This is a genomic window from Chloroflexota bacterium (genome assembly GCA_009840625.1).
GTDB lineage: Bacteria > Chloroflexota > UBA11872 > UBA11872 > VXNJ01 > VXNJ01.
In genome coordinates this window covers 70,061-89,185 of the sequence record VXNJ01000006.1, presented here as the reverse complement: position 1 = coordinate 89,185, position 19,125 = coordinate 70,061, and the positions used below count along the sequence as shown (strand labels likewise).

Here is a 19,125-nt window from a genome sequence, read left to right as displayed (position 1 = left end):
ACTGCTTGTGCGAGTCGGCCGGCAATTTGTGGCGGACTTTCGCGCGGTTGCGCCGGCAGGCGAGCAAGGGCGGCCGATTCAGGGAATCGGTGGACCCAATCGGACTTGAACCGACGACCTCCTCAATGCCATTGAGGCGCTCTTCCAGCTGAGCTATGGGCCCGGGGCATTTTAGGTGCTTCCCGGGCACCCGGCAGGGCGGCGGTGGGAGAATTGCCTTGCCGTCACGAGCATGATTCAAACGTCGCCAGCCCCGAGGCGAGGACAAGTCGAACAAGCCGCAAAGATCCTGTTGCACGCCGGGCTGGTACTGTTGATCGCCGGCGCGGCACTCCTCGGCGGCTACTGGGCGTTCCTGCTGATTTCAGAAGTGATTGGCGACCCCGATGTCCCGCTGGCGGTGCGAATAGGACTGCCGGCGCTGGGGGCGGGCGGACTGCTGTTGCTCGCGGCGGTGTTGATCCAGCAGGTCAGGCGCAACCGGCGCGAAGACTTTGGAGAGGTAAAGCATTGATAGTAGTGACTACCGAGAGCCTGCCCGGGCGCGAGGTGAGCGAATCGCTCGGACTGGTGCGTGGCAACACGGTCCGGGCCCGGCACATCGGGCGCGACATCATGGCCGGGCTGCGCAACATCGTCGGCGGCGAAGTTGACGAGTACACCAAGCTGTTGGCCGATTCCCGCGAGCAGGCGATCGACCGCATGGTGGAACAGGCCGTGGCGCTGGACGCCGACGCGATCCTGGCGACCCGTTTCATCACGTCCACCCTGGCCCAGGGTGCGGCCGAGATAGTCGCCTACGGTACGGCGGTGAAGCTGGCTCGATAATCCATGCGGATGCTCCCGCCGGCGCATTACTACGCACAAGATTTTTAGAGGGATTCTGCTATGGGCGGTTTCAACGGACTGGGTCTGCACCTGGGCAATCTGGCGCGGCTTTCCGACGCGCAGACGCGGTCGATCAGCGCCGAGAACCCCGACGGATCGCCCGGCCGCGGCGGAATGGCCACGGAGGGTTACGGGGCCGAGGCGGCAGCCGACCTGGGAAAAGGCTGGAAGGTCGCCCCGGCGGTCTGGATCCAATCCGGCGAAGTTTTCGAGCTGGCCGACATCGCAGGTCCGGGAGCGATCCAGAGCATGTGGTTCGCCGGACGTATCGTGCGCCGCGAGTGCATCCTGCGCTTCTACTGGGACGATCAGGAGCACCCCTCGGTCGAAGTGCCGGTTTGCGATTTCTTTGCCCAGCCGTGGGAGAAGTTCTCGCAAGTGAATGCCCTGCCGGTTTCGGTCAACCCCAACAACGGGGTCAATTGCTTCTGGGAGATGCCCTTCCGCAGGCGCGCCCGGATAACCATCGAAAACCGGGCGTCCGAGCAGGTACCCTGCTACTACCAGATCAATTACGTCCTGACCCAGGTCGACGAGGACGCAGCCTACTTCCACGCCCAGTTCCGCCGCTCAAATCCGCTCCCCTACAAAACCGACCACACGATATTGGACGGGGTCAGCGGCCAGGGCCAGTTGGTCGGCTGTTCGATGGGCTGGCAGCCCAACGACGACGGCTGGTGGGGCGAGGGCGAGATCAAGTTCTTCATCGACGATGACGGGGAATTCCCCACCATCTGCGGGACCGGTACGGAGGACTATTTCGGCGGGGCCTACAACTGGGATGTCGGAGGACGTTACGTCGATTACTCGACACCGTTCCTGGGCGTGCGGGTAGTGGAGGATTCGACCGCGACGTACAACCAGAACCGCCGGTTCGCAATGTACCGCTTCCACGTCATGGACCCGGTGCGGTTTCGCCGGCGCCTGCGGGTGACCATCCAGGCGCTGGGCTGGCGTAACCGCCCCGAGCGTCGCTACCTGCCCCTGCAGGACGACATCTCATCGGTGGCCTACTGGTACCAGACCCTTCCGGGCGAGCGGTTCCCCGAACTGGGCAGCCGCGATCGCCTGGAGATCTCCAAGGCCCGCCTGCCGACTTGACCGGGCGGCGCCGCCGGTCGGTCGGCGGCGATCGTTAGGCGGTCAGGCCGCCCATTTGATGGTGCAGCCCACCGCTTTGGTGGATGCTACCTGGGGCGAACCGCCTGCCAGAACCGTGTCGATGGCATCGCGGAGATAGCTGGCGCTGGCCTCGGCGGCTTCGACGCTGTCGTCGACCGCGCCGGTGTACACCAGCGACCCTCCGGCGTCGAATAGAAATACTTCCGGGGTGTGCTGGGCCTGATAGGCGCTCGCCACCGCCTGTGATTCGTCGTGCAGGTAAGGGAACGAGTAGGAGTGGGCCGCGGCCAGTTCACGCATCTTCTCGAAGCTGTCGGCCGGATAGTTGGCAACGTCGTTCGAGCAGATCGCGGCCATCCCGATGCGACCGCGGTAATCGTTGCCGATTTCGATCAGGCGGCCTTCCCAGGCTTTGGCGTATGGGCAGTGGTTGCAGGTGAATACGATCAGCCGCGGTCCGTCGCCCAGATCGGCCAACGCAACCGTCTCGCCGGTGGTTGCGGGCAGGGAGAAATCGGGGGCTGAAGATCCGAGAGCTAGGGGCATTGTTCGCCTTTCCGTGAGTCTGCGGCGGGCCGCGCCGGCGGTCGCGGCGCGGTACTAATTTCCGGTCTTAAAGGTTAGCGGCCCGCCGGATCGCTTCCGCCAGCTGGCCTTTGGCGGGCAGTGGACCGAATCCCGAGCCGGGCCGGTCATAAGTCCGGCAGGTGAGGGCCACGCCCATCGCCGCGGCGCCGTCCTCGTCTATGTCAACCCCGTCGATGCGAAACGTCGGGGATCCCGGAAACCGGTGTTCGCGGGCCTGTTCCCAATCTTGAACGCAGATCTCTTCGACGGTCGCATCCATTCCCAGTTCCTTGAGCGTCCGCGCCAGCATTTCTCGCGCTTGCGGATGCGAAGGACAGTCCGGATACCAGAGAAGCTGGATCCGCATCGTCCGCTATCTCCCTGAGTTTGTTTCCGGTATTGGTGCCGAAGGTGGGATTCGAACCCACACGCTCGTACGAGCACGGCGCCCTGAACGCCGCGCGTCTGCCAGTTCCGCCACTTCGGCAAGTTGGTTCACCGGATGCTGCCGGCGGTTGCGCGCCGCAGACCGCGTCACCGGTAGCGGGGGTCGGAATCGAACCGACGGCCAAGAGCTTATGAGTCTCCTGCTCTACCTCTGAGCTACCCCGCCGCATATCGCCCTAGATGTTAGAGCTTTTTGGGCGAAAAGTATCAAGGGGTTAGAACCCGCCGGTTGCCCACTCGCCGACCCGGCCGCCAAACGGCCGCCGCGCAATGCGATCGCCTCAGCATGTTGCCGCGAGAATCAGCTGCAGGGGTACCCAGTACCCTTGCCGCGGCCGTGGCCCTGCGCGGACGCAAAAGTTAAGCGGAAGGATGATGTGAGTGCCTGACGATTACCCGGTCCAACTTTCCGTCGATTACCCGGATACCACCGATCGGCTGAAGACGCTGTTCAGGATCATCCTGGCAATCCCCATAGCCGTCGTTCTGGCTGTAGTTGGTGGCTACACCACGTCCGGTGAACCGCAATTTGACCAATATGCGGGTGCGGTTATGGCCGGCGGGGCCCTTATTGCCGGACCGCTTCTGATGATCCTGTTCCGCCAGAAGTACCCGCGCTGGTGGTTCGATTGGAACCTCGAGTTGTTGCGGTTCAGCACCCGGGTGAGCGCCTACCTCCTTCTGATGCGAGACGAATATCCGTCGACCGACGAAGAGCAAGCCGTACACATCGAGATCCCCTATCCGGATGCCGAGAGCGAATTGAATCGATTCCTGCCACTGGTCAAGTGGATCCTGGCGCTGCCGCACCTGATCATCCTGGCGGTGCTGTCTTCGTTCGCGTTCCTGGTGGTGGTTGTCGTCTGGTTCGCGATCCTTATCACCGGCAATTACCCGCGCCTGGCCTTTACCTTCATCGAGGGCCTGCTTCGCTGGGGGACCAGGGTGACCGCCTACGCGTTCCTGCTTACGACCGACCGCTACCCGCCGTTCAGGTTCAGCCCCTAGCAATTTGCAAGCCCGACCGGCTCGATTCGGCCCGGCGCCGCCGAGCAGGATCCGTCGTCTGACCCAGTGGATTCGCACGGGGCCGAAAAAGGGCACCGGCCGCCATTGGGGACTATCGCGTATGACGCGCCGCCACGCATCGGGACCGCCGGGGCCGGGTTTGGTTGCCAGTCAGGCCGGCGAGTTGGCCAGTCCGGGAAGGAATTCGGCTCGCGAACGCGAGTCCGAGCGGGTAAGCGCCGTTCCGGGAGCTAGAACAAAAATTCGCCGGGTTGCGCCGCCGCCTGGCGGATCCAGTCGGTTACGAGCTCTTCGTCGATTTCCTCGTCTTCGTGGACGTGGAAGTAGCGCACGTTGGGGTCCTTTGATGCGACCGGCGGGATTGGCTGAAGCGATCCGCCGCGCAGAAAAGTGACCTTTACGTACCGGGTGAAGCAGTGGTAGCCGAGGAACCACCCGTTGCCGTCCACGCCATAAAAGGGCGTATTCCACCTCACCGCCTTGCGCACTCCCGGCACGGTTTCATTAATCAACTGATCGAGCCGTCGCCCGACGGCGCGTTTCCAGCCCGGCATGGCGGCGATGTAGGCCTGCACCGGTCCGTCGCCGTCGCCCTTGGCGATTTGCGGATTGCCACCGGACAGCAGGACCGGTTTCGCGCCACCGGAAACATTCTCGGAAGGATCGCTTTTCTCGGCCGATTTTCCCGGCGAACTGTCCGAAGTCACGTTCATTGCCCTGTTGGCGCACTGCGTAATTGGACTGGTCTGCAAGAACCCGGAGCCCGGGTTCCGGTGGGCCCAGTTGGATTCGAACCAACGACCAACCGGTTATGAGCCGGCCGCTCTAACCACTGAGCTATGGGCCCGGTCCGCCAAGAATTATCTATGCCGTATACCGGGCTGATCGGCGCTCCGAATCCCCGCGCAAGGGAGTCGGCTAGGCGCGCTTCAGGAACAGCGGTGCCAGGAAATTGTCCACCGGCGCATGGTTGTCCGAAAGCAGGACCGGCTCGCGCTGGGCCATCCAGTCGGCGAGATCCCGTTCCGAAACCACCCTGCCCTCCGACCGCAGTCTCACGCTTCGGAAGAACGAATTAAGACCAGCACGGTCGATGGTTTCGTCGGAGGCCAGCACCAGGATTGACATTCGGTCCTGGAAATCGAGCCCGAACGTCACCGGCATGACCGCCACGTCGTTGAATGTCTGCTGCAGCGTGTGGACGAAGGATCGCAGGAACATTCCCGGGCCGGGGGCGTCCACGATATTTACCGCGTAGATGCCGTCGGGCGCAAGAACTCGCTGGATTTCCTGGTTGAACTCCAGCGTCGTGAGGTGGTAGGGCACCGAAAGGTCGTTGAAGGCGTCGCCGATCACCAGGTCGACGGAGTCCGCCCGACGCCGCGGAAGTGCCATTCGGGCATCCTCGTTGATCGTGACGACGTCCGGGGCACGGTCCAGGCCCAGATAGGTACGGGCGGTGGCGGTAACCTGCGGATCGATCTCGATCACTTCGACCGAACTCTGGGGATGGACGGCATCGAAAAAGCGCGGCAACTCGTAGCCCCCGCCGCCGACGAATAGCGACGAAAACTCGGGATTTTCCTCGGCGACGATTTCTGCTACCGCGGCGAACACGCGCTGGTAGCTGTAATGCAGGTACGTGGGGTCGTCCGGCCGGGAGTAGCTGTGGACCAGGCGATCCAGGGCCAGCACCCTGACCGGATCGTCGTCTTCCAGTTCCCGGTCCCAGACCTTGATGCAGTAGTAGTTGCTTTCGGCGATGCACCCGCTCGCAAACGACTGCTGCGACCAGGTGAATACTCCCAGCGCGCCCAGCAGCAGGATCCCCGCGATCAGCTTGCCGGGAATCTGCCACAGACGACCCGTCCCGATCGCCATCATCGCGGTGAACACTGCCAGCGCCAGCAGGGTTTCCCGCGACCCAAGGGCCTGGATGAGCACGAACCCGGTCAGGAAAACCCCGACGATCGCCCCGGCCGTGGAGACAGCGTAAATCCGGCCGACTACGTTGCCGGTAACCGAGATGTCGGAGAGCGTCAGCTTGACGACCATTGGCGAGACCATACCCAGGACCAAGGCCGGGGCCAGGAACAGCAATCCGGTGAGCAGGACGATCCTGAGCAGCAGGGGCGCCTGGCTAACCCAATCCGGCGCGAGCTGGGCCAGCGGCAGGATTAGCAGGGTGGCGGCCGCGCCGGCCAGCAGGATCAGTCCCAGGAGGGCGCGCGAGGCGGCCCGGTCGGCCAGCATGCCGCCGAGCCAGTTACCCAGGCTGATGCCGGCCAGGATCACCCCGATCACGCTCGTCCAGGTGTAGACCGAAACGCCGATGTGGGGCGCCAGGATTCTGGCGGCGACGATTTCGATGATCAGGGTAATGGCGCTGGCGGCGAATACGACGACGTACGCCTCGTACCGGCCGATGCGCCGGGCCCCGGCCGGCTCGGGCGAAGCCCCGACGGGCGCGTTATCGATCAATTCGCGGCCGCCGCTTCATCGGGAAACCCTGGTTGCGACCGGCTCGACCTTACCGTCTGGCAACGAGCGCGCGCGGTCGCACGACCGCGGTTCGCGACTGCCCTGAAACGAATCCGGGCTGGGCGGCCCTGCGGACCCGGGGTTTCAACAAGTCAAGCTTCGGGTCGGATCAGGTCGCATCGGAGCGGTGCAGTTCATTCACCAGCGCGGCAAGACCGGCAGCGGTATCAGCGTTGGATTCGGAAATCCCCGACAAGAGCGCCTCAAAGTCAGGCTGGCGGCAGGAATCGGCAATCGCAGATTTGACCTTGGGTTTCGCCGTTTCGATTGAGAAATCGTCGTCGGCGATGATCCGCAGCGAACCGTGCAGATTCTGCCAAAACGCCGCCGCTTTGCTTAACCGCTCCGCGGTTTCCCTGGCAATCAATCCGCGGTCGGCCGCGGCGCCAAATATGGGAGCCGGGTCACTTCCGACCGCATCGAACCCTTCAGAGCCGGTGACCATTTTCAGGAGCAAGGCGGCGCGGACTATGTCCCGGAGACCGTCCGCGCCCGCGTCCAGCGGGCGGCGGTCCGTTCCGTTGCCCCCGGCGGCGACGTCACGCAAATGGGCCAGCAATCCGTCGCGGGCGGGGCCGCTTGCTAGGCGATTTCGCACCGAATGGTCGAACCGCTCGTGGATGCGGACGTCGCCGTATACGAATACGCAACGGGCTTTGTCCAGCGTCCAAAGTTCCCGACCCGCTGCGCCTTTCCGCTGCTGTTCCTCGAACTCTGCTAAGGAACACAGATCACCAATTTCGCCGCGCTGGACCGGCGCCAGCAGCAGGTTTTCCTGCGATAGCCCGCTAAGCGCCTTTGCGAAGCGGCGGCAAATCGCGCGATAGTGCTTGAAGGGACCTCCGTCGTACACCAGGCGGACTTTCAGTTTTGACCCCGGCATGGCCCCGACGCCGGTGAGCGGGCCTTCCATTGCGACCGCGACGCCGCCGGTGGTGCGCGGAGCACCGCGGTCGGCAAAATCCTCTTCGACCGCCGCTAGCACGGCGGCGACCGATGCCTCGGCCACGCGTGCGAGCGCCGTGCCCGCTTCGGTCACCGACAGGTTGCCGCGCATTACGTGCACGGCGATCTGGAACACTTTGCCATTCGACCACTCCCGCGCGGTCTCAACCGCTTCAGTGGCGTCCTGGACCGGGATGTCTTCGAGCTGGTCCTTCATTTCGGCAAGGCCCAGTTCGCGGGTCCAGTAGAGCCGCGCCAAGCCGCGGCGGGCGATCGCCTCGTACTCCGGATCCGGTCCGAACCCTTCAGGCAGTTCGAGGTCGGTGAACTCGTGGTCGCGTAGCTTGTCGAGCAGCTCCGGGGAGCGGTTGACCCAACCGGCCAGACGCGGGGAGGCGGCATGGATTTCGGCGATCGCGTCGAATGCGTCGGGACGCTTCGCAAACGCCCGGCTGTCGTAGGCGCTCCAGTCGTCAATCTCGGGATAGAACTGGGTGCGTTGTTGGTCGAGCAGTGGGTCGACCTTTCTGAACCAGCGGTTCGGGAAAAGAGCCAGGCCATTCATCTCGACGTAGCTGCCGGGAAGCTGCGGTGACTCGCTGGCGCCGCGGTGCTGCAACAGCGGATAGCGCCGGTTGGATGTGTGGTGATCGGCGTGGCGTTGCATGTTGTAGTACAGCCAGTTGGCGAATTTGTAGGCGGCACTCCAGGCGTGCCGCGGCTGGACCGGTTCGAACCGGCCGGGGGGAATCCGGATCCGCCGCAGGCCGTAATGCTGGACGTAGTTGCTCATCTTCATCGATATGACGACGCCGGCGCAGAGGATGGCGAATACCAGCGCCGCCAGGATCCCGCCCATCCAAATGATGAGCCCGTACCAGAAGGCCAGGCCCAGTCCGTAGCGCCAGAACGCGTTTGTGTAGTGAATCGTCGGCAGCCGCCGGCGCGCCAGCCGCCTACGTTCGAATTCCCAGGCCCCGATCAAGTTGTTGGACACTTCCGGAATCAGGTATTGCCAGAAGCTGACTCCCTTGGGCGCCGAACCCGGATCCAGCGGAGTGCAAACGTGGGGGTGGTGGATGTAAACGTGCTCGGTCGCATAGTGCGGGTAGGAGGCCGAACCCAGCAGGAACTCGCCTAGGCGGCGTTCCCAGACAGCGCGCCGGTGGACCAGTTCGTGGCCGACGATAAACACCGTCTGCGCCGTTGAGAACAGCACGCCGGCCATCAGGAATACCTCCCAGGCGGCCATGTGGCCGGCCACCAGCGTCTGCCACAACGAATAAATGAACACCGGGGGCCACAACACCGCCCAGATCCAAAGCGAGAGGTTGTAGAGATACAACTGGCTCTCGCTGGTTGTGGTCGGATCCATGTTCCGCTCTTCCAGCCCGAAGACCTTGTCGAACTGGTCGGCGAGCATGATGAACGCGATCGGGCCCACGAACCACCAGCCGGCATATGTGGCGGCCAACAGGACCAGTGGAAACGCCAGCAGCGGAATAAAGTGCGGGAGCGCGTTCCAGACCGATGGCTCGATAGTCTGCCCGCTCGCCGACAGCGCCGCTTCGGGGCTGCGCCGCCCGACCCTTGACATCACAAGGCGTTAATTCCGTAGCTGCTCAACGCTTTTGGGTTCATTATGTATGTTTATTGACCCGACGTCGGTTTCGCCCGGCGTACCGCCGTGCAGAATTGACTGCCACCTGCGAATCTGGCCCCGGACCGGGTCGGCGGGCGGCCGTCCCGGCCGTATGTGGCCCGCGGACGCCCCCGTTTCCGCGGGGGTCTCGCCCGGATGCACTAGCCGGCGACTCCGCCCTACCTGAATAGCGCATGTCCGAACCGCCGAACCGCGCACCGGTCGGTGCGAGATTCCCCCTTAAGCGGGCTCAATCTGACATAAGATTTGCACTATCGTTGCTTGGGCTAAGCGAGGAAGCTATGCGGGGTCGTGTTCAATAACCCATTTGATTCCTTTCACAACACTGTTGCCGAAGCAAAGGAAGAACGCGAACAACTCGACCGGCTGCTGACCGTTTCAACACCGCGAGAGCGTCTGCTTGTCACCGTCACCGCTCTGCTGCTGGCCGCCTTCGTCGCATGGCTTTTCTTCGGCAGCGTGGACCGCGCCCTGGCTGTCGATGGCGTCCTCGTGGAAGTTGGCCAACACCCGTCCGCGGCCGGCCAATCCGTGCAGGCGCTTGTCTGGATTGAGAACGACAGTCTGCCCGCAATCGAACCAGGGATGCCAGCGGTGATCGAATTGGGAACGGCAGACCCGATTAGCGGAGTCGTTTCGGCAATTTCCGCTGATAGCTTGTCCGAACTGCCGGTGGTGTTAGAACCCGCGGCGCCAGTGTCCGTGCACCGCGTCGTTATCGCGCTAGGCGAAAGCCGCGACCCGGATTCCATAGTCGGTCGGGATTGCCGGGTGGTCATCGAAACCGGGACGCAATCCCCGGTCGCATTCCTGCGACTGAGGTGAACATAAGTTGCCCCTGATCCCCATCAAGGGGGCCGGCGCGAAGGCTGCATCGGGCCTCCAAAAGCAAAAGCTGACCACGCCGATCCTGTTGCAGATGCATGCCTCAGAATGCGGCGCAGCCTGCCTCGGCAGCATCCTTGCCTATTTCGGTCGCTGGGTCCCGCTGACCGAATTGCGCGAAAAATGCGAGGTGAGTCGAGACGGCAGCAGCGCGGCGAGCATCGTGCGCGCCGCCAGACACTACGGTCTCGAATGCAGCGGACTCAGCTTGAGCGCCGCGCAGCTGAAGAAGTTGCGATTGCCGCTGATCGTGTTTTGGCAGTTCAGCCACTTCGTGGTCCTTGAGGGATTCGATAACCGCAACTTCTACCTGAACGACCCGTCCACGGGCCGGCGCAGGTTGTCGACTCAAGAGTTCGGCAGGGGTTACAGCGGAATCGCGCTCCGATTCAACCCGGGCCCGGATTTTGAGCCCGGCGGCAAACGGCCCGGATTGTTCGGGCAGCTCAGCACCTTGCTGGCCGGATCCTGGGGGGCGCTTGCCTGGGTGATTGCCTGCGGTCTCATGCTGACGCTGCTAGCCCTGGTCGTACCTGCGTCGCTTGGCATATTCGTGGACGAAGTGCGGGAAGGCCGCGGGCCCTGGAGCGGTCTCGTGGCGGCGTTGTTTGGCGGCGCCGTCCTCGCCTACGGCCTGTCCCTCTTCAAGCATCGCCTCCTGAAACGACTCGCCGTCCGGATTTCGGTGATGGGCTACTCGCGAGGCTTGTCGCGGCTGCTGCGCCTGCCCGTCGAGTTCTTCGAACACCGGCTCGTGGGCGATCTGACCGACCGCGTCTCGTCGATCGACAGGATCTCAAGGAACCTGACCGAACAGTTCCTGGTGCTCGTTATCGACATGGGAATGAGCACGGTGCTGGTGATTGCCATGCTGGCCTATGAAGTCCGGCTCACCCTGGTCGTGCTCGTGTTGGCCGTTCTGCACGGTGTGCTGGTGCATTTTCTGAATGGGCCCAGGGCTGTCCGCAGCCAGGCGATGAGACGCGAACAGGGACTGCTCATCGGCGTCGGCATGCAGATGCTCAATCACGCCGACAACCTGCGCATCACGGGCTCGGACGACCGCTTCTTTTCGCGATGGGGCGGTCATCAGGCGCGCGAGCTGCAGGCGCGCCAGCGCTACGCCGAGCTGGGTTCCCTGAACGCCGCGCTGCCGGGCCTGATCGCCGCACTCAGGGGCGCGGCGATCGTGGGTATCGGAGGAAGCCTGGTCCTGGCCGGGGAAATGACGCTGGGAGCGCTCGCCGCGTTCTATGTCCTGGCCGAGTTGTTCCTGGCGCCAATCGGGCGCTTCCTGGAGTTCGCCGAGAAGCGGCAGGCCATCGAAACGGACCTGCAGCGACTCGAGGACATCTCCAGGACCGCAGAAGACCCGGCGCTGAGCCGTCGAAACCACCAGTCGGAGTCGATCCCGACATTCAAGGGCCGTTTGCAGCTCGCCGGCCAGCTCGAATTGCGAGACGTCACCTTCGGTTTCAACAAGAGCCGGCCGGCGCTGATCAAGGACTTCAACCTCCTGATAAGGCCCGGGCAGCGGGTTGCCATAGTCGGACCCAGCGGTTCGGGCAAGTCGACGTTGGCGCGCCTGATCTCCGGCGTGTACCAGCCCTGGACGGGCGAAATCCTATTCGACGGCCATTCAGCGCGCGACGAGATTCCCCGGGAAGTGCTGCGGCGGTCGATTTCCATGGTGGACCAGGAGGTTGTGCTCTTCTCCGGTTCCGTGCGCGACAACATTACCCTGTGGAACCCCGCCGTCCCGGACGAGACCATATTCGCCGCGGCGCGGGATGCCCAGATCCACGACGAAATCCTGGTCCGGCCGGACGGGTATTTGGCCCGGGTCGAAGAAGGCGGCGTGAATTTCAGCGGCGGTCAGCGGCAGCGGCTGGAGATTGCCCGCGGGCTGGTGGGCAATCCGACGTTGCTGATCCTGGATGAGGCGACCAGCGCCCTCGATGCCGCCACCGAGGAATACGTCGATGACGCCTTGCGGCGCCGCGGCGTCACCTGCCTGATCGTGGCGCACCGGCTGAGCACGGTGCGCGACTGCGACCAGATCATCGTGCTCGACAAGGGCGTGGAGGTGCAGCGCGGAACGCACGACGAGCTGATCGCGGATCGGGAAGGCACGTACTACAAGCTGGTCAGGTCCGGCTGATGGGCGAACCCGACGTGCATTTCACATCCATCGCCGAACTCGCCGCTCGCTCCGGCGATTCCGTGCCCTGCGCCGGCAACCTGCCGGTGCAGCTCGACGACCCGGACTCTGTCTGGTACATCGACCGGGGCGCCGTGAACCTGTTCGTAGTCGAATTCCAGGACGGGGTGCAACGGGCGGCGCCGCAGCATCTGCTGCGGCGCGAATCCGGCCGGCTGCTGCCGGGCGTGACGCCGGACGAGGGCGGCGATGACGAAAAAACCGTACTCAGCCTGATCGCCAAGGGTTCGCCGGGCACCGTCCTGCAACGCCTGCCGGCCTCCTCGCTCTCCGAGGTCGACCCGGCGGAGCTGGCTGAGCAGGTCGAGACCTGGTTGACCGAGATAACGGACACTCTTTCGCGTTACGCGAGCCGTCTTCCACGTCCTACCGCGCTGGCCGAGCCCGGCCGGACGCGGGTTATGGCGCCTTCCACGCTCTCCGTGCGGCACGGCGTCGTATGGGTTTCTGAACCACCGCCCGGCGCCAGTCTCTTTATGGATCTGGTCGACCAGGCCAAGATTGCCGCGGCGAAGGGAGCGCACGAAGCGGTAATTCCGCTGACTCGGACAAGCTGGCTCACGCTCCTCGAAACGGTGACGCTCTCGGGCAGGTCGACCGAAACCCTGGCCCGCCAGGGCGCCCTGCTCGGGGCGCTCGCGTCCTTTCACGCGGTCGCCTTCGCCCTTGAGAGGCTGAACCGCCGACTGGCCGTGGTCGACGAGGCAAACCTCGAACGGGCGCGGACCACGAGCCGCCGCACGGCCGAAAGAACTGCGCGGCAGCGGCTGTTCAACATCTACGATCAGCCGATTGACCGGGAATCCAGTGTCGAGGACACATCGCTGGCGGACGCCCTGCGGGCGATCGGGCGCCGCGAGGGAATCGAGTTCAAGATCCCGGAGAGATCGGCATCCTCCGAGGCTCCGATCAACCTCATCGACGTTCTCGATGCGTCCGGCGTACGCGCCCGGCGCGTGCGGCTGGCGTCCGGAAGCGCCTGGTGGCGCGGCGACAGCAACGCGCTGCTCGCATTCCGCGCCGAGGACGGACGGCCCGTGGCGCTCCTGCCGGCATGGTCCGGGCGCTACCGGGAATTCGATCCGGTCAGCAAGCGCAGCGTCCGGGTGACCGCGGTTCGCGCGGCTGCCCTGGCGGAAGAGGCTTGGATGTTCTACCGGCCGCTGCCAGTGGAGAACGTGAAGCCGGCGGACCTGCTGCAAATTGCGCTGCACGGATCGGGCGCCGATCTGGCACGGCTGTTGGTGACCGGGCTTCCCGGGGGCCTGATCAAACTAGCGCCCGCCCTCGCACTCGGGTTCGTCGCCAATCAGGCGGCGGCAGGCGGGACCGCCGGTGCGCTTTACGCCGTGGCCGCGGCCCTGGCCGGGTTCGGAATGCTGGGCGCGCTTTTGCACCTGCTTCAGGGCACGGCGATGATGCGGCTTGAGGGACGCTCGGCGTCAAAGGTCGAAGCCGCCTTCTGGGATCGCCTCATGCGCCTGCCGCAGAGCATCCTGCACCGCCACCCGGCGGGTGACCTGGCCGTGTCAGGGATGACATTTCAGAACCTGCGCGACGGCGTGCAAGGGGTAGTCGCCGACGGCCTGCTCTCGGTCGTGTTCCTACTTCCGGTCTTTGGCGTCATCTTCCTCTTGGATGCAACGCTTGGGACCGTTGCGCTCGGCTTCAGCCTGGTTTCGCTGCTGATCACGGTCTTCATCGGTCTGGGCCAGATTCCGCCGTACGGGCGGATGATCGGCGCCGCGCGCCGCGTCGCCGGCCGGCTCTTCCAAATCGTGGGCGGAATCGTCAAGCTGCGGGTGGAAAATGCGGAAGGATCGGCATTTGCCATCTGGGCGCGAGACTACCGGGAACAGAAACGCGCCGAACTTGAACTGGGCGCGCTCGAGGGACACGCGCGGGCATTTGGTGCCGCGCTCCCATTTCTTGCCGGCGGGGCCCTTTTGTTGACGGCCTCGGCCGCGGGCGACGGGAGCGTCCCGGTCGCCGAATTTCTCGTCGTGTTTCTGATCTTCATTGCTTTCCAGTCCGCCGTAGCGCGGCTCGGTGAGTCCATTGGTGCGGTCGCCGCGATGCTTCCGGCATTCGGCCAGATGCGCCCGCTGCTGGCTGCGGTGCCCGAGCGCGAGGTTGAAGGCGCCCCGGTCGAATACCTGGGCGGCGAAGTCCTTTTCGACCGCGTTTCCTACCGCTACGATCCCGACGGCCCGTTGACCCTTGACGACGTCACGATTCACGCCCGCCCCGGCGAATTCGTCGCGATAGCGGGCGAGTCCGGCGCCGGTAAGAGCACTCTCTTCCGCCTGGCGCTTGGATTCGACCAGCCCAACGCCGGCGCGGTCTACTATGACGGCCGCGATCTGCGGCATCTGAACCTGAAGCAGTTGCGCCGCAGAATTGGCGCGGTGCCGCAGTCGGTCGGGCTCCACCCCTTAGATATCTGGGACAACCTGGCCGGACACCACTATGAAGTGGCGGGCGACGAGGTTTGGCAGGCGGCCCGGATTGCCGATGTCGAAGAAGAAATCAAGGCCATGCCGATGGGCATGATGACCATGGTCGGCACCAGCGGGACCGTCCTGTCGGGCGGCGAGAGCCAACGCGTCACAATTGCGCGCTCGGTGGTCGGCAGTCCGCGAATCATGTTTTTCGACGAGGCGACCAACTGGCTGGACAACGAGAGCCAGGCCAAGGTCATGCGGAACCTCACCGCCCTGACCTCCACCCGCATAGTCATCGCCCACCGGCTCTCGACGCTGGAACAGGCCGATCGCATCTACGTGCTGCAGGCCGGAAGAGTCGTACAGACCGGCTCCTTCAACGAACTCATGGAGGTCAAGGGACCGTTCAGAGAGCTGGTCAGAAGGCAGGTCGCCTGATTCGGGCGGGCCTACCTCCGGGAGTACCGGATGCGCTTACGAAATCGTTTAAATCGGACGTGGACACCGACCGCGCCGGCGACGGAGAGATCGACGCGCGGAGAAGAATTGGAGGGACGGGCGTTGAACGCGCGCCGAATCTTCCCGGAATTGGCATGCTGACCAGGTCGGGCGCGACCGCATCTTCGGCGGCGGAACAAGGACCCGGCCGGCTGCAACAAGTACGGGAAGCCGATTGCGGAAAGCATCCCGAGGCTCTCGGAGACAACGCATCGGAAAGACTTCGATGAACGGACCCAGGGACGTGGCCGGCGACCTCGCATCAAGGGCAGCCAGGGACAGCGGATTCCGCGAACGCCTCCTCCGCAAACCCAAGGAAACCATCGCGAAGGAACTCGGCGTGACGCTGGCCGAAGGCCACGAGGTTCACGTGCACGAGGAATCGTATGCGGCGACTCATCTGGTTATCCCGCCGCCCAACAAGCTCAGCGAGGCCGAACGGGAGGAGGCGAGGACCGGCGCGGAGTCGCTTGAGTTTCTTCGCAGGACACTCCACGACCCTGCCCCGCCCCTTCGCCAACCGACCCCGCCACCGGAGCGCATCCGAAGCAGCGGAGCCGACTCCGCGGCGCTGGCGGAGGCGGCAAGGGAAGCGATACGCCGCGGGCTGGCTTTCCTGGAATCGGCCATTGACGAGAACGGGGCCTGGCACTGTATCCGGTTCAATGTGGCCGACCCGGGGATTCCGAGGCATTTCGAGAAGCCTCCGTTTGTATCGGCGCTCTGCGCCCTTGCCCTGCAGAGCTCGCGCGAGGCGCGGGCCAAGGCAATCTGCACCGCGACCCAGGCCTATCTGATCGACACGATCGAATACCCCGGCTTGTGGCGCTACTACCGACACCTGCCGCTGGACCTTGACAGTTCGGCGCTCTGTTCGCAGGTCGTCGGAATGCACCCCTGGATATGGCTGGGGAGGAACGTTCCGGGGATGCTGGCGAACCGCGATGACGACGGACGCTTCGCGACCTGGGTGCTGGCCGATGACGAACCCGACGTAGTTGCGACCTTCCGCGTCGAGGCCGATCCGGTCGTCAACGCGAACGTGGTTGCTTACCTGGGCGACGTTCCGGAAACCAGGGATGCCCGGCGATGGCTGGAGACCCTGGTGACCGAGGACCGCCTCGAGGGCTCGTCGAAGTGGTATCCCGACTCGGTCGCGATCTACTATGCGATCACTCGGGCCGTGGTCCGCGCCGAACCCGCCCTCGATTCGCTGCGCCCGGTACTGGCGGATCGAATCCTCGGCCTGCGCGACGCGCGGGGAGGGTTTGGCAACGCCCTGCAGACCGCCCAGGCGGTTTCGGCGCTCTACAACATCGGCAGCCTTGAGATCCTCGACGCAGAACGCCTGGCGGAGGAGCTGCTGGGTTGGCAGCACGGCGACGGCAGTTGGCCCGAACTGCTCGCGTTCGGCGACCAAACCTTGAAGTGGGGCGTCGTCGGACAGATCGGGCACGGCTCCGAGGCCCTCACTACCGCCCATTGCATCGAGGCCTTGGAACGCCTGTCGGAAGTCTGGCGCGCCTGACGGCGCCGGGCGGCATGGCGCGGAATTCCTAGATGGCGGCGGAACCGGCCCCCCGGCGCGGGATACTGGGCCGAACCACCCGCGCGGACCAGGGCGCCGTCGGGATGCCCGCGCTTACACCCCATCTGCGGTTCCACGCAATCGCCGAGGATCAGGCGCTGCTGGTCTCGGAGGCTTTCAACACGCTTCTGCACGGCAGGCTGTATTGCGATCTGCTGCCGTTACTCGACGGCGGGAACCCGCAGGGCTCGATCGTAGCGGCGCTGGCCGGCGACCACGACGCGGTCGAGGTCCGTGCAGCGCTGACCGCGCTGTCCGCCAAGGGCTACATTGTCTCCGCCGAACACGGCCTGGACGGCAGACGGGCGGCCTGGTGGTCGGCGCTCGGCGCGTCGCCGCGCTGGGTCGAAAGACGGCTCAGGGAGACGCGGGTCGCAGTCTCCGGTGACGACGGTCGACTGCGACGGCACCTGGAGGGGGCAGGGGTCCGGGTCGACGACGCCGGTCCCGACCTGGCCGTAATCGTGTGCGACGACTACCTCGGCGAACTCCTTGCCGACGTGAACCGGCGCCAGCTGGATACGAGGGGGCCGTGGATGCCGGTCCAGCCGCGCGGCCTCGAACCGCTCTTTGGTCCGGTATTTAGGGCGGACCGGGATGGACCATGCTGGGCCTGCCTGGCGACCCGCCTGCGCGGGCACCGGGAGGTGCACGGTTTTTTGCGCAGCCAGGTCGGCGAGGAGGAGGCATTTAAAGCATTCGCCACGGAACCGGCGGTGCTTGAAGCGGTGTGCGGACTCGTGGCGGTGGAGATTGCCAAATGGCTCGTGCTCGAGGATGCGGCCCCGGTCCATACCCGGGCCGTCACCTTGAACGGGGCCGCGCTGGAGACCGCGCACCATCCGGTGTCGCGCCGGCCGCAGTGTCGGGCCTGCGGCGAAGCCGCGCTGCACCGGCCGGACCGGCCGGCGGAGCCCGTTTTGCTGCAACCAAGTCCGAAGACCCACTACGGAAGCGGAGGCGCGCGCTCGATTGCGCCCGAGGCCACCCTGGCGCGATATCGTCACCTGGTCAGCCCGATCAGCGGCGTCGTGACCTGGCTCCGGCGCACGACCGATGAATCCGATCCCTGGCTGCACGTCAGTTGGGCCGGCAGCAACCCGGGTATCCGGAGCCGCAGCCTGAGTTCGCTTCGGCGGAGTCTGCGCAGCAAGAGCGCCGGCAAGGGCAGCACGCGGCATCAGGCTGAAGTCAGCGCCCTGTGCGAGGCCGTCGAACGCCATTCCGGCGTGCGCCAAGGCGACGAGATTCGCGTCCGCCGCCGGTTCGCCGATTTCGCCGACGGCGATGAGGCGATCCACCCCAACGACGTGCAGCTTTTCAGCGATTACCAGCTGGACAATGCGCAGCGCATCAACGCGGATGGCCACCCTTACAACTTCGTCCCGCCGCGGCTGGACCCCGACGCCGAAATTGACTGGACCCCGCTGTGGTCCCTCACGCAGGAGCGGCAGCGCTACCTGCCCACCTCGATGCTCTACGGCATGTCCGCCGAACACCGCGGCGCCGCCGACCTGGTCGCGGACTCCAACGGCTGCGCCGCCGGCAACACCCTGGAAGAAGCCATCCTTCAGGGTTTCTACGAGCTGGTCGAACGCGACGCTTTCGCAATCTGGTGGTACAACGAACTGCGGGTGCCGGCCGTGGACCTGGCCAGCTTCGGCGATGCGTTCCTGGCGTCCGCCGGGGACTACTACCAGCGCTGCGAAAGGGAGCTTTGGTTGCTCGACGTAACCGCGGATATCGCAATCCCGACGTTCGTGGCGCTTTCGCGCAGGACGGCCGGTCCGACTGAGGACATCATTTACGGGGCGGGCGCCCACGCCGACCCGCGGACCGCGGCGCTGCGTGCAATTTGCGAGTTGAACCAGTGCCTGACTTTTCTGCCGCGCCCCGGCGGGGGCGCCGGGCGGCCGATGATCGACGATCCGCTGGCGCTCCGGTGGTGGAAAACGGCGCGGCTGGCCGCCTGTCCGTGGCTTTCCCCCGATCCGGACGCTCCGCTCCGCACGGCCGCGCAGTATCCGCATATCGAATCCACCGACTCGCGCGATGACGTGGAGCGTTGCCGGGCGATCGTCGAAGCCGAGGGCATGGAACTGCTGGTGCTGGACCAAACGCGGCCGGACATCGGTATGCCGGTCGCGCGGGTAGTGATTCCAGGAATGCGCCACTTCTGGGCGCGCTTCGCACCCGGACGCCTCTACGACGTGCCCGTCCGCCTTGGCCGGCGGCGGCATCCGGCCGACGAAGCCGAACTCAACACCGCGCCGGTCATCGCCTGAGG

General features: G+C 65.0%; 14 protein-coding genes and 4 tRNA genes. 9 read left to right on the top strand and 9 right to left on the bottom strand.

What is annotated here, in order from left to right; all coding sequences use genetic code 11:
• Nucleotides 1–90: 90 nt before the first annotated feature.
• Nucleotides 91–163: transfer RNA gene (locus tag F4X41_04850), tRNA-Ala, on the bottom strand.
• A 129-nt stretch (nt 164–292) separates the two neighbouring features.
• On the opposite strand from F4X41_04850, the gene F4X41_04845 reads away from it, so the two are divergent.
• The 3 genes from F4X41_04845 to F4X41_04835 are packed head-to-tail and all read left to right on the top strand — an operon-like array spanning nt 293 to nt 1,989.
• Entirely contained in the window at nt 293–514 is a 222-nt protein-coding gene (locus F4X41_04845) for a hypothetical protein (protein MYB16346.1), read from the top strand.
• Nucleotides 511–828, top strand: a complete 318-nt coding sequence (locus F4X41_04840) for a YbjQ family protein (protein ID MYB16345.1) — start codon at nt 511–513, stop codon at nt 826–828. Before F4X41_04845 ends, F4X41_04840 begins: the two co-directional genes overlap by 4 nt.
• Before the next feature lie 60 nt (nt 829–888).
• The gene (locus F4X41_04835) at nt 889–1,989 is read left to right on the top strand and encodes a DUF2961 domain-containing protein (GenBank protein MYB16344.1); all 1,101 of its coding nucleotides are present in this window, start codon (nt 889–891) and stop codon (nt 1,987–1,989) included.
• A gap of 42 nt (nt 1,990–2,031) precedes the next feature.
• Here the strand turns inward: F4X41_04835 and F4X41_04830 are convergent, their stop codons facing one another.
• The 4 genes from F4X41_04830 to F4X41_04815 all read right to left on the bottom strand — a co-directional run bounded on the left by F4X41_04830 (nt 2,032) and on the right by F4X41_04815 (nt 3,190).
• Complete coding sequence (locus F4X41_04830; protein MYB16343.1) at nt 2,032–2,556, bottom strand: thioredoxin family protein; 525 nt, start codon at nt 2,554–2,556, stop codon at nt 2,032–2,034.
• A 67-nt stretch (nt 2,557–2,623) separates the two neighbouring features.
• Nucleotides 2,624–2,944 (bottom strand): hypothetical protein, encoded by a 321-nt coding sequence (locus tag F4X41_04825; protein ID MYB16342.1) that lies wholly within the window; start codon nt 2,942–2,944, stop codon nt 2,624–2,626.
• A gap of 33 nt (nt 2,945–2,977) precedes the next feature.
• A tRNA-Leu gene (locus F4X41_04820) sits at nt 2,978–3,064 on the bottom strand.
• 54 nt (nt 3,065–3,118) lie between these two features.
• Nucleotides 3,119–3,190, bottom strand: a tRNA-Met gene (locus tag F4X41_04815).
• 215 nt (nt 3,191–3,405) lie between these two features.
• On the opposite strand from F4X41_04815, the gene F4X41_04810 reads away from it, so the two are divergent.
• A complete protein-coding gene (locus F4X41_04810; GenBank protein ID MYB16341.1) occupies nt 3,406–4,032 on the top strand; it encodes a DUF4389 domain-containing protein in 627 nt (208 codons plus the stop codon).
• Nucleotides 4,033–4,283: 251 nt separating this feature from the next.
• On the opposite strand, the gene F4X41_04805 is transcribed toward F4X41_04810, so the two are convergent.
• The 4 genes from F4X41_04805 to F4X41_04790 form a co-directional block, all read right to left on the bottom strand.
• On the bottom strand, nt 4,284–4,766 hold the full coding sequence (locus tag F4X41_04805) for a DUF1801 domain-containing protein (protein ID MYB16340.1): 483 nt from the start codon (nt 4,764–4,766) through the stop codon (nt 4,284–4,286).
• A 61-nt stretch (nt 4,767–4,827) separates the two neighbouring features.
• Nucleotides 4,828–4,900: transfer RNA gene (locus tag F4X41_04800), tRNA-Ile, on the bottom strand.
• A gap of 71 nt (nt 4,901–4,971) precedes the next feature.
• Entirely contained in the window at nt 4,972–6,534 is a 1,563-nt protein-coding gene (locus F4X41_04795; GenBank protein MYB16339.1) for a hypothetical protein, read from the bottom strand.
• 169 nt (nt 6,535–6,703) lie between these two features.
• Nucleotides 6,704–9,136 (bottom strand): hypothetical protein, encoded by a 2,433-nt coding sequence (locus tag F4X41_04790; GenBank protein ID MYB16338.1) that lies wholly within the window; start codon nt 9,134–9,136, stop codon nt 6,704–6,706.
• A 357-nt stretch (nt 9,137–9,493) separates the two neighbouring features.
• On the opposite strand from F4X41_04790, the gene F4X41_04785 reads away from it, so the two are divergent.
• The 5 genes from F4X41_04785 to F4X41_04765 all read left to right on the top strand — a co-directional run bounded on the left by F4X41_04785 (nt 9,494) and on the right by F4X41_04765 (nt 19,123).
• Nucleotides 9,494–10,027, top strand: a complete 534-nt coding sequence (locus F4X41_04785) for a hypothetical protein (GenBank protein MYB16337.1) — start codon at nt 9,494–9,496, stop codon at nt 10,025–10,027.
• 7 nt (nt 10,028–10,034) lie between these two features.
• Nucleotides 10,035–12,248, top strand: coding sequence for an ATP-binding cassette domain-containing protein (locus F4X41_04780; GenBank protein ID MYB16336.1), 2,214 nt, complete (start codon nt 10,035–10,037; stop codon nt 12,246–12,248).
• Nucleotides 12,248–15,190, top strand: coding sequence for an ATP-binding cassette domain-containing protein (locus F4X41_04775; GenBank protein ID MYB16335.1), 2,943 nt, complete (start codon nt 12,248–12,250; stop codon nt 15,188–15,190). Before F4X41_04780 ends, F4X41_04775 begins: the two co-directional genes overlap by 1 nt.
• Nucleotides 15,191–15,476: 286 nt before the next feature.
• Nucleotides 15,477–16,778, top strand: coding sequence for a hypothetical protein (locus F4X41_04770; protein MYB16334.1), 1,302 nt, complete (start codon nt 15,477–15,479; stop codon nt 16,776–16,778).
• Nucleotides 16,779–16,810: 32 nt separating this feature from the next.
• Nucleotides 16,811–19,123: a TOMM precursor leader peptide-binding protein gene (locus F4X41_04765; GenBank protein MYB16333.1), complete on the top strand. Its 2,313-nt coding sequence runs from the start codon at nt 16,811–16,813 to the stop codon at nt 19,121–19,123.
• Nucleotides 19,124–19,125 lie beyond the last annotated feature (2 nt).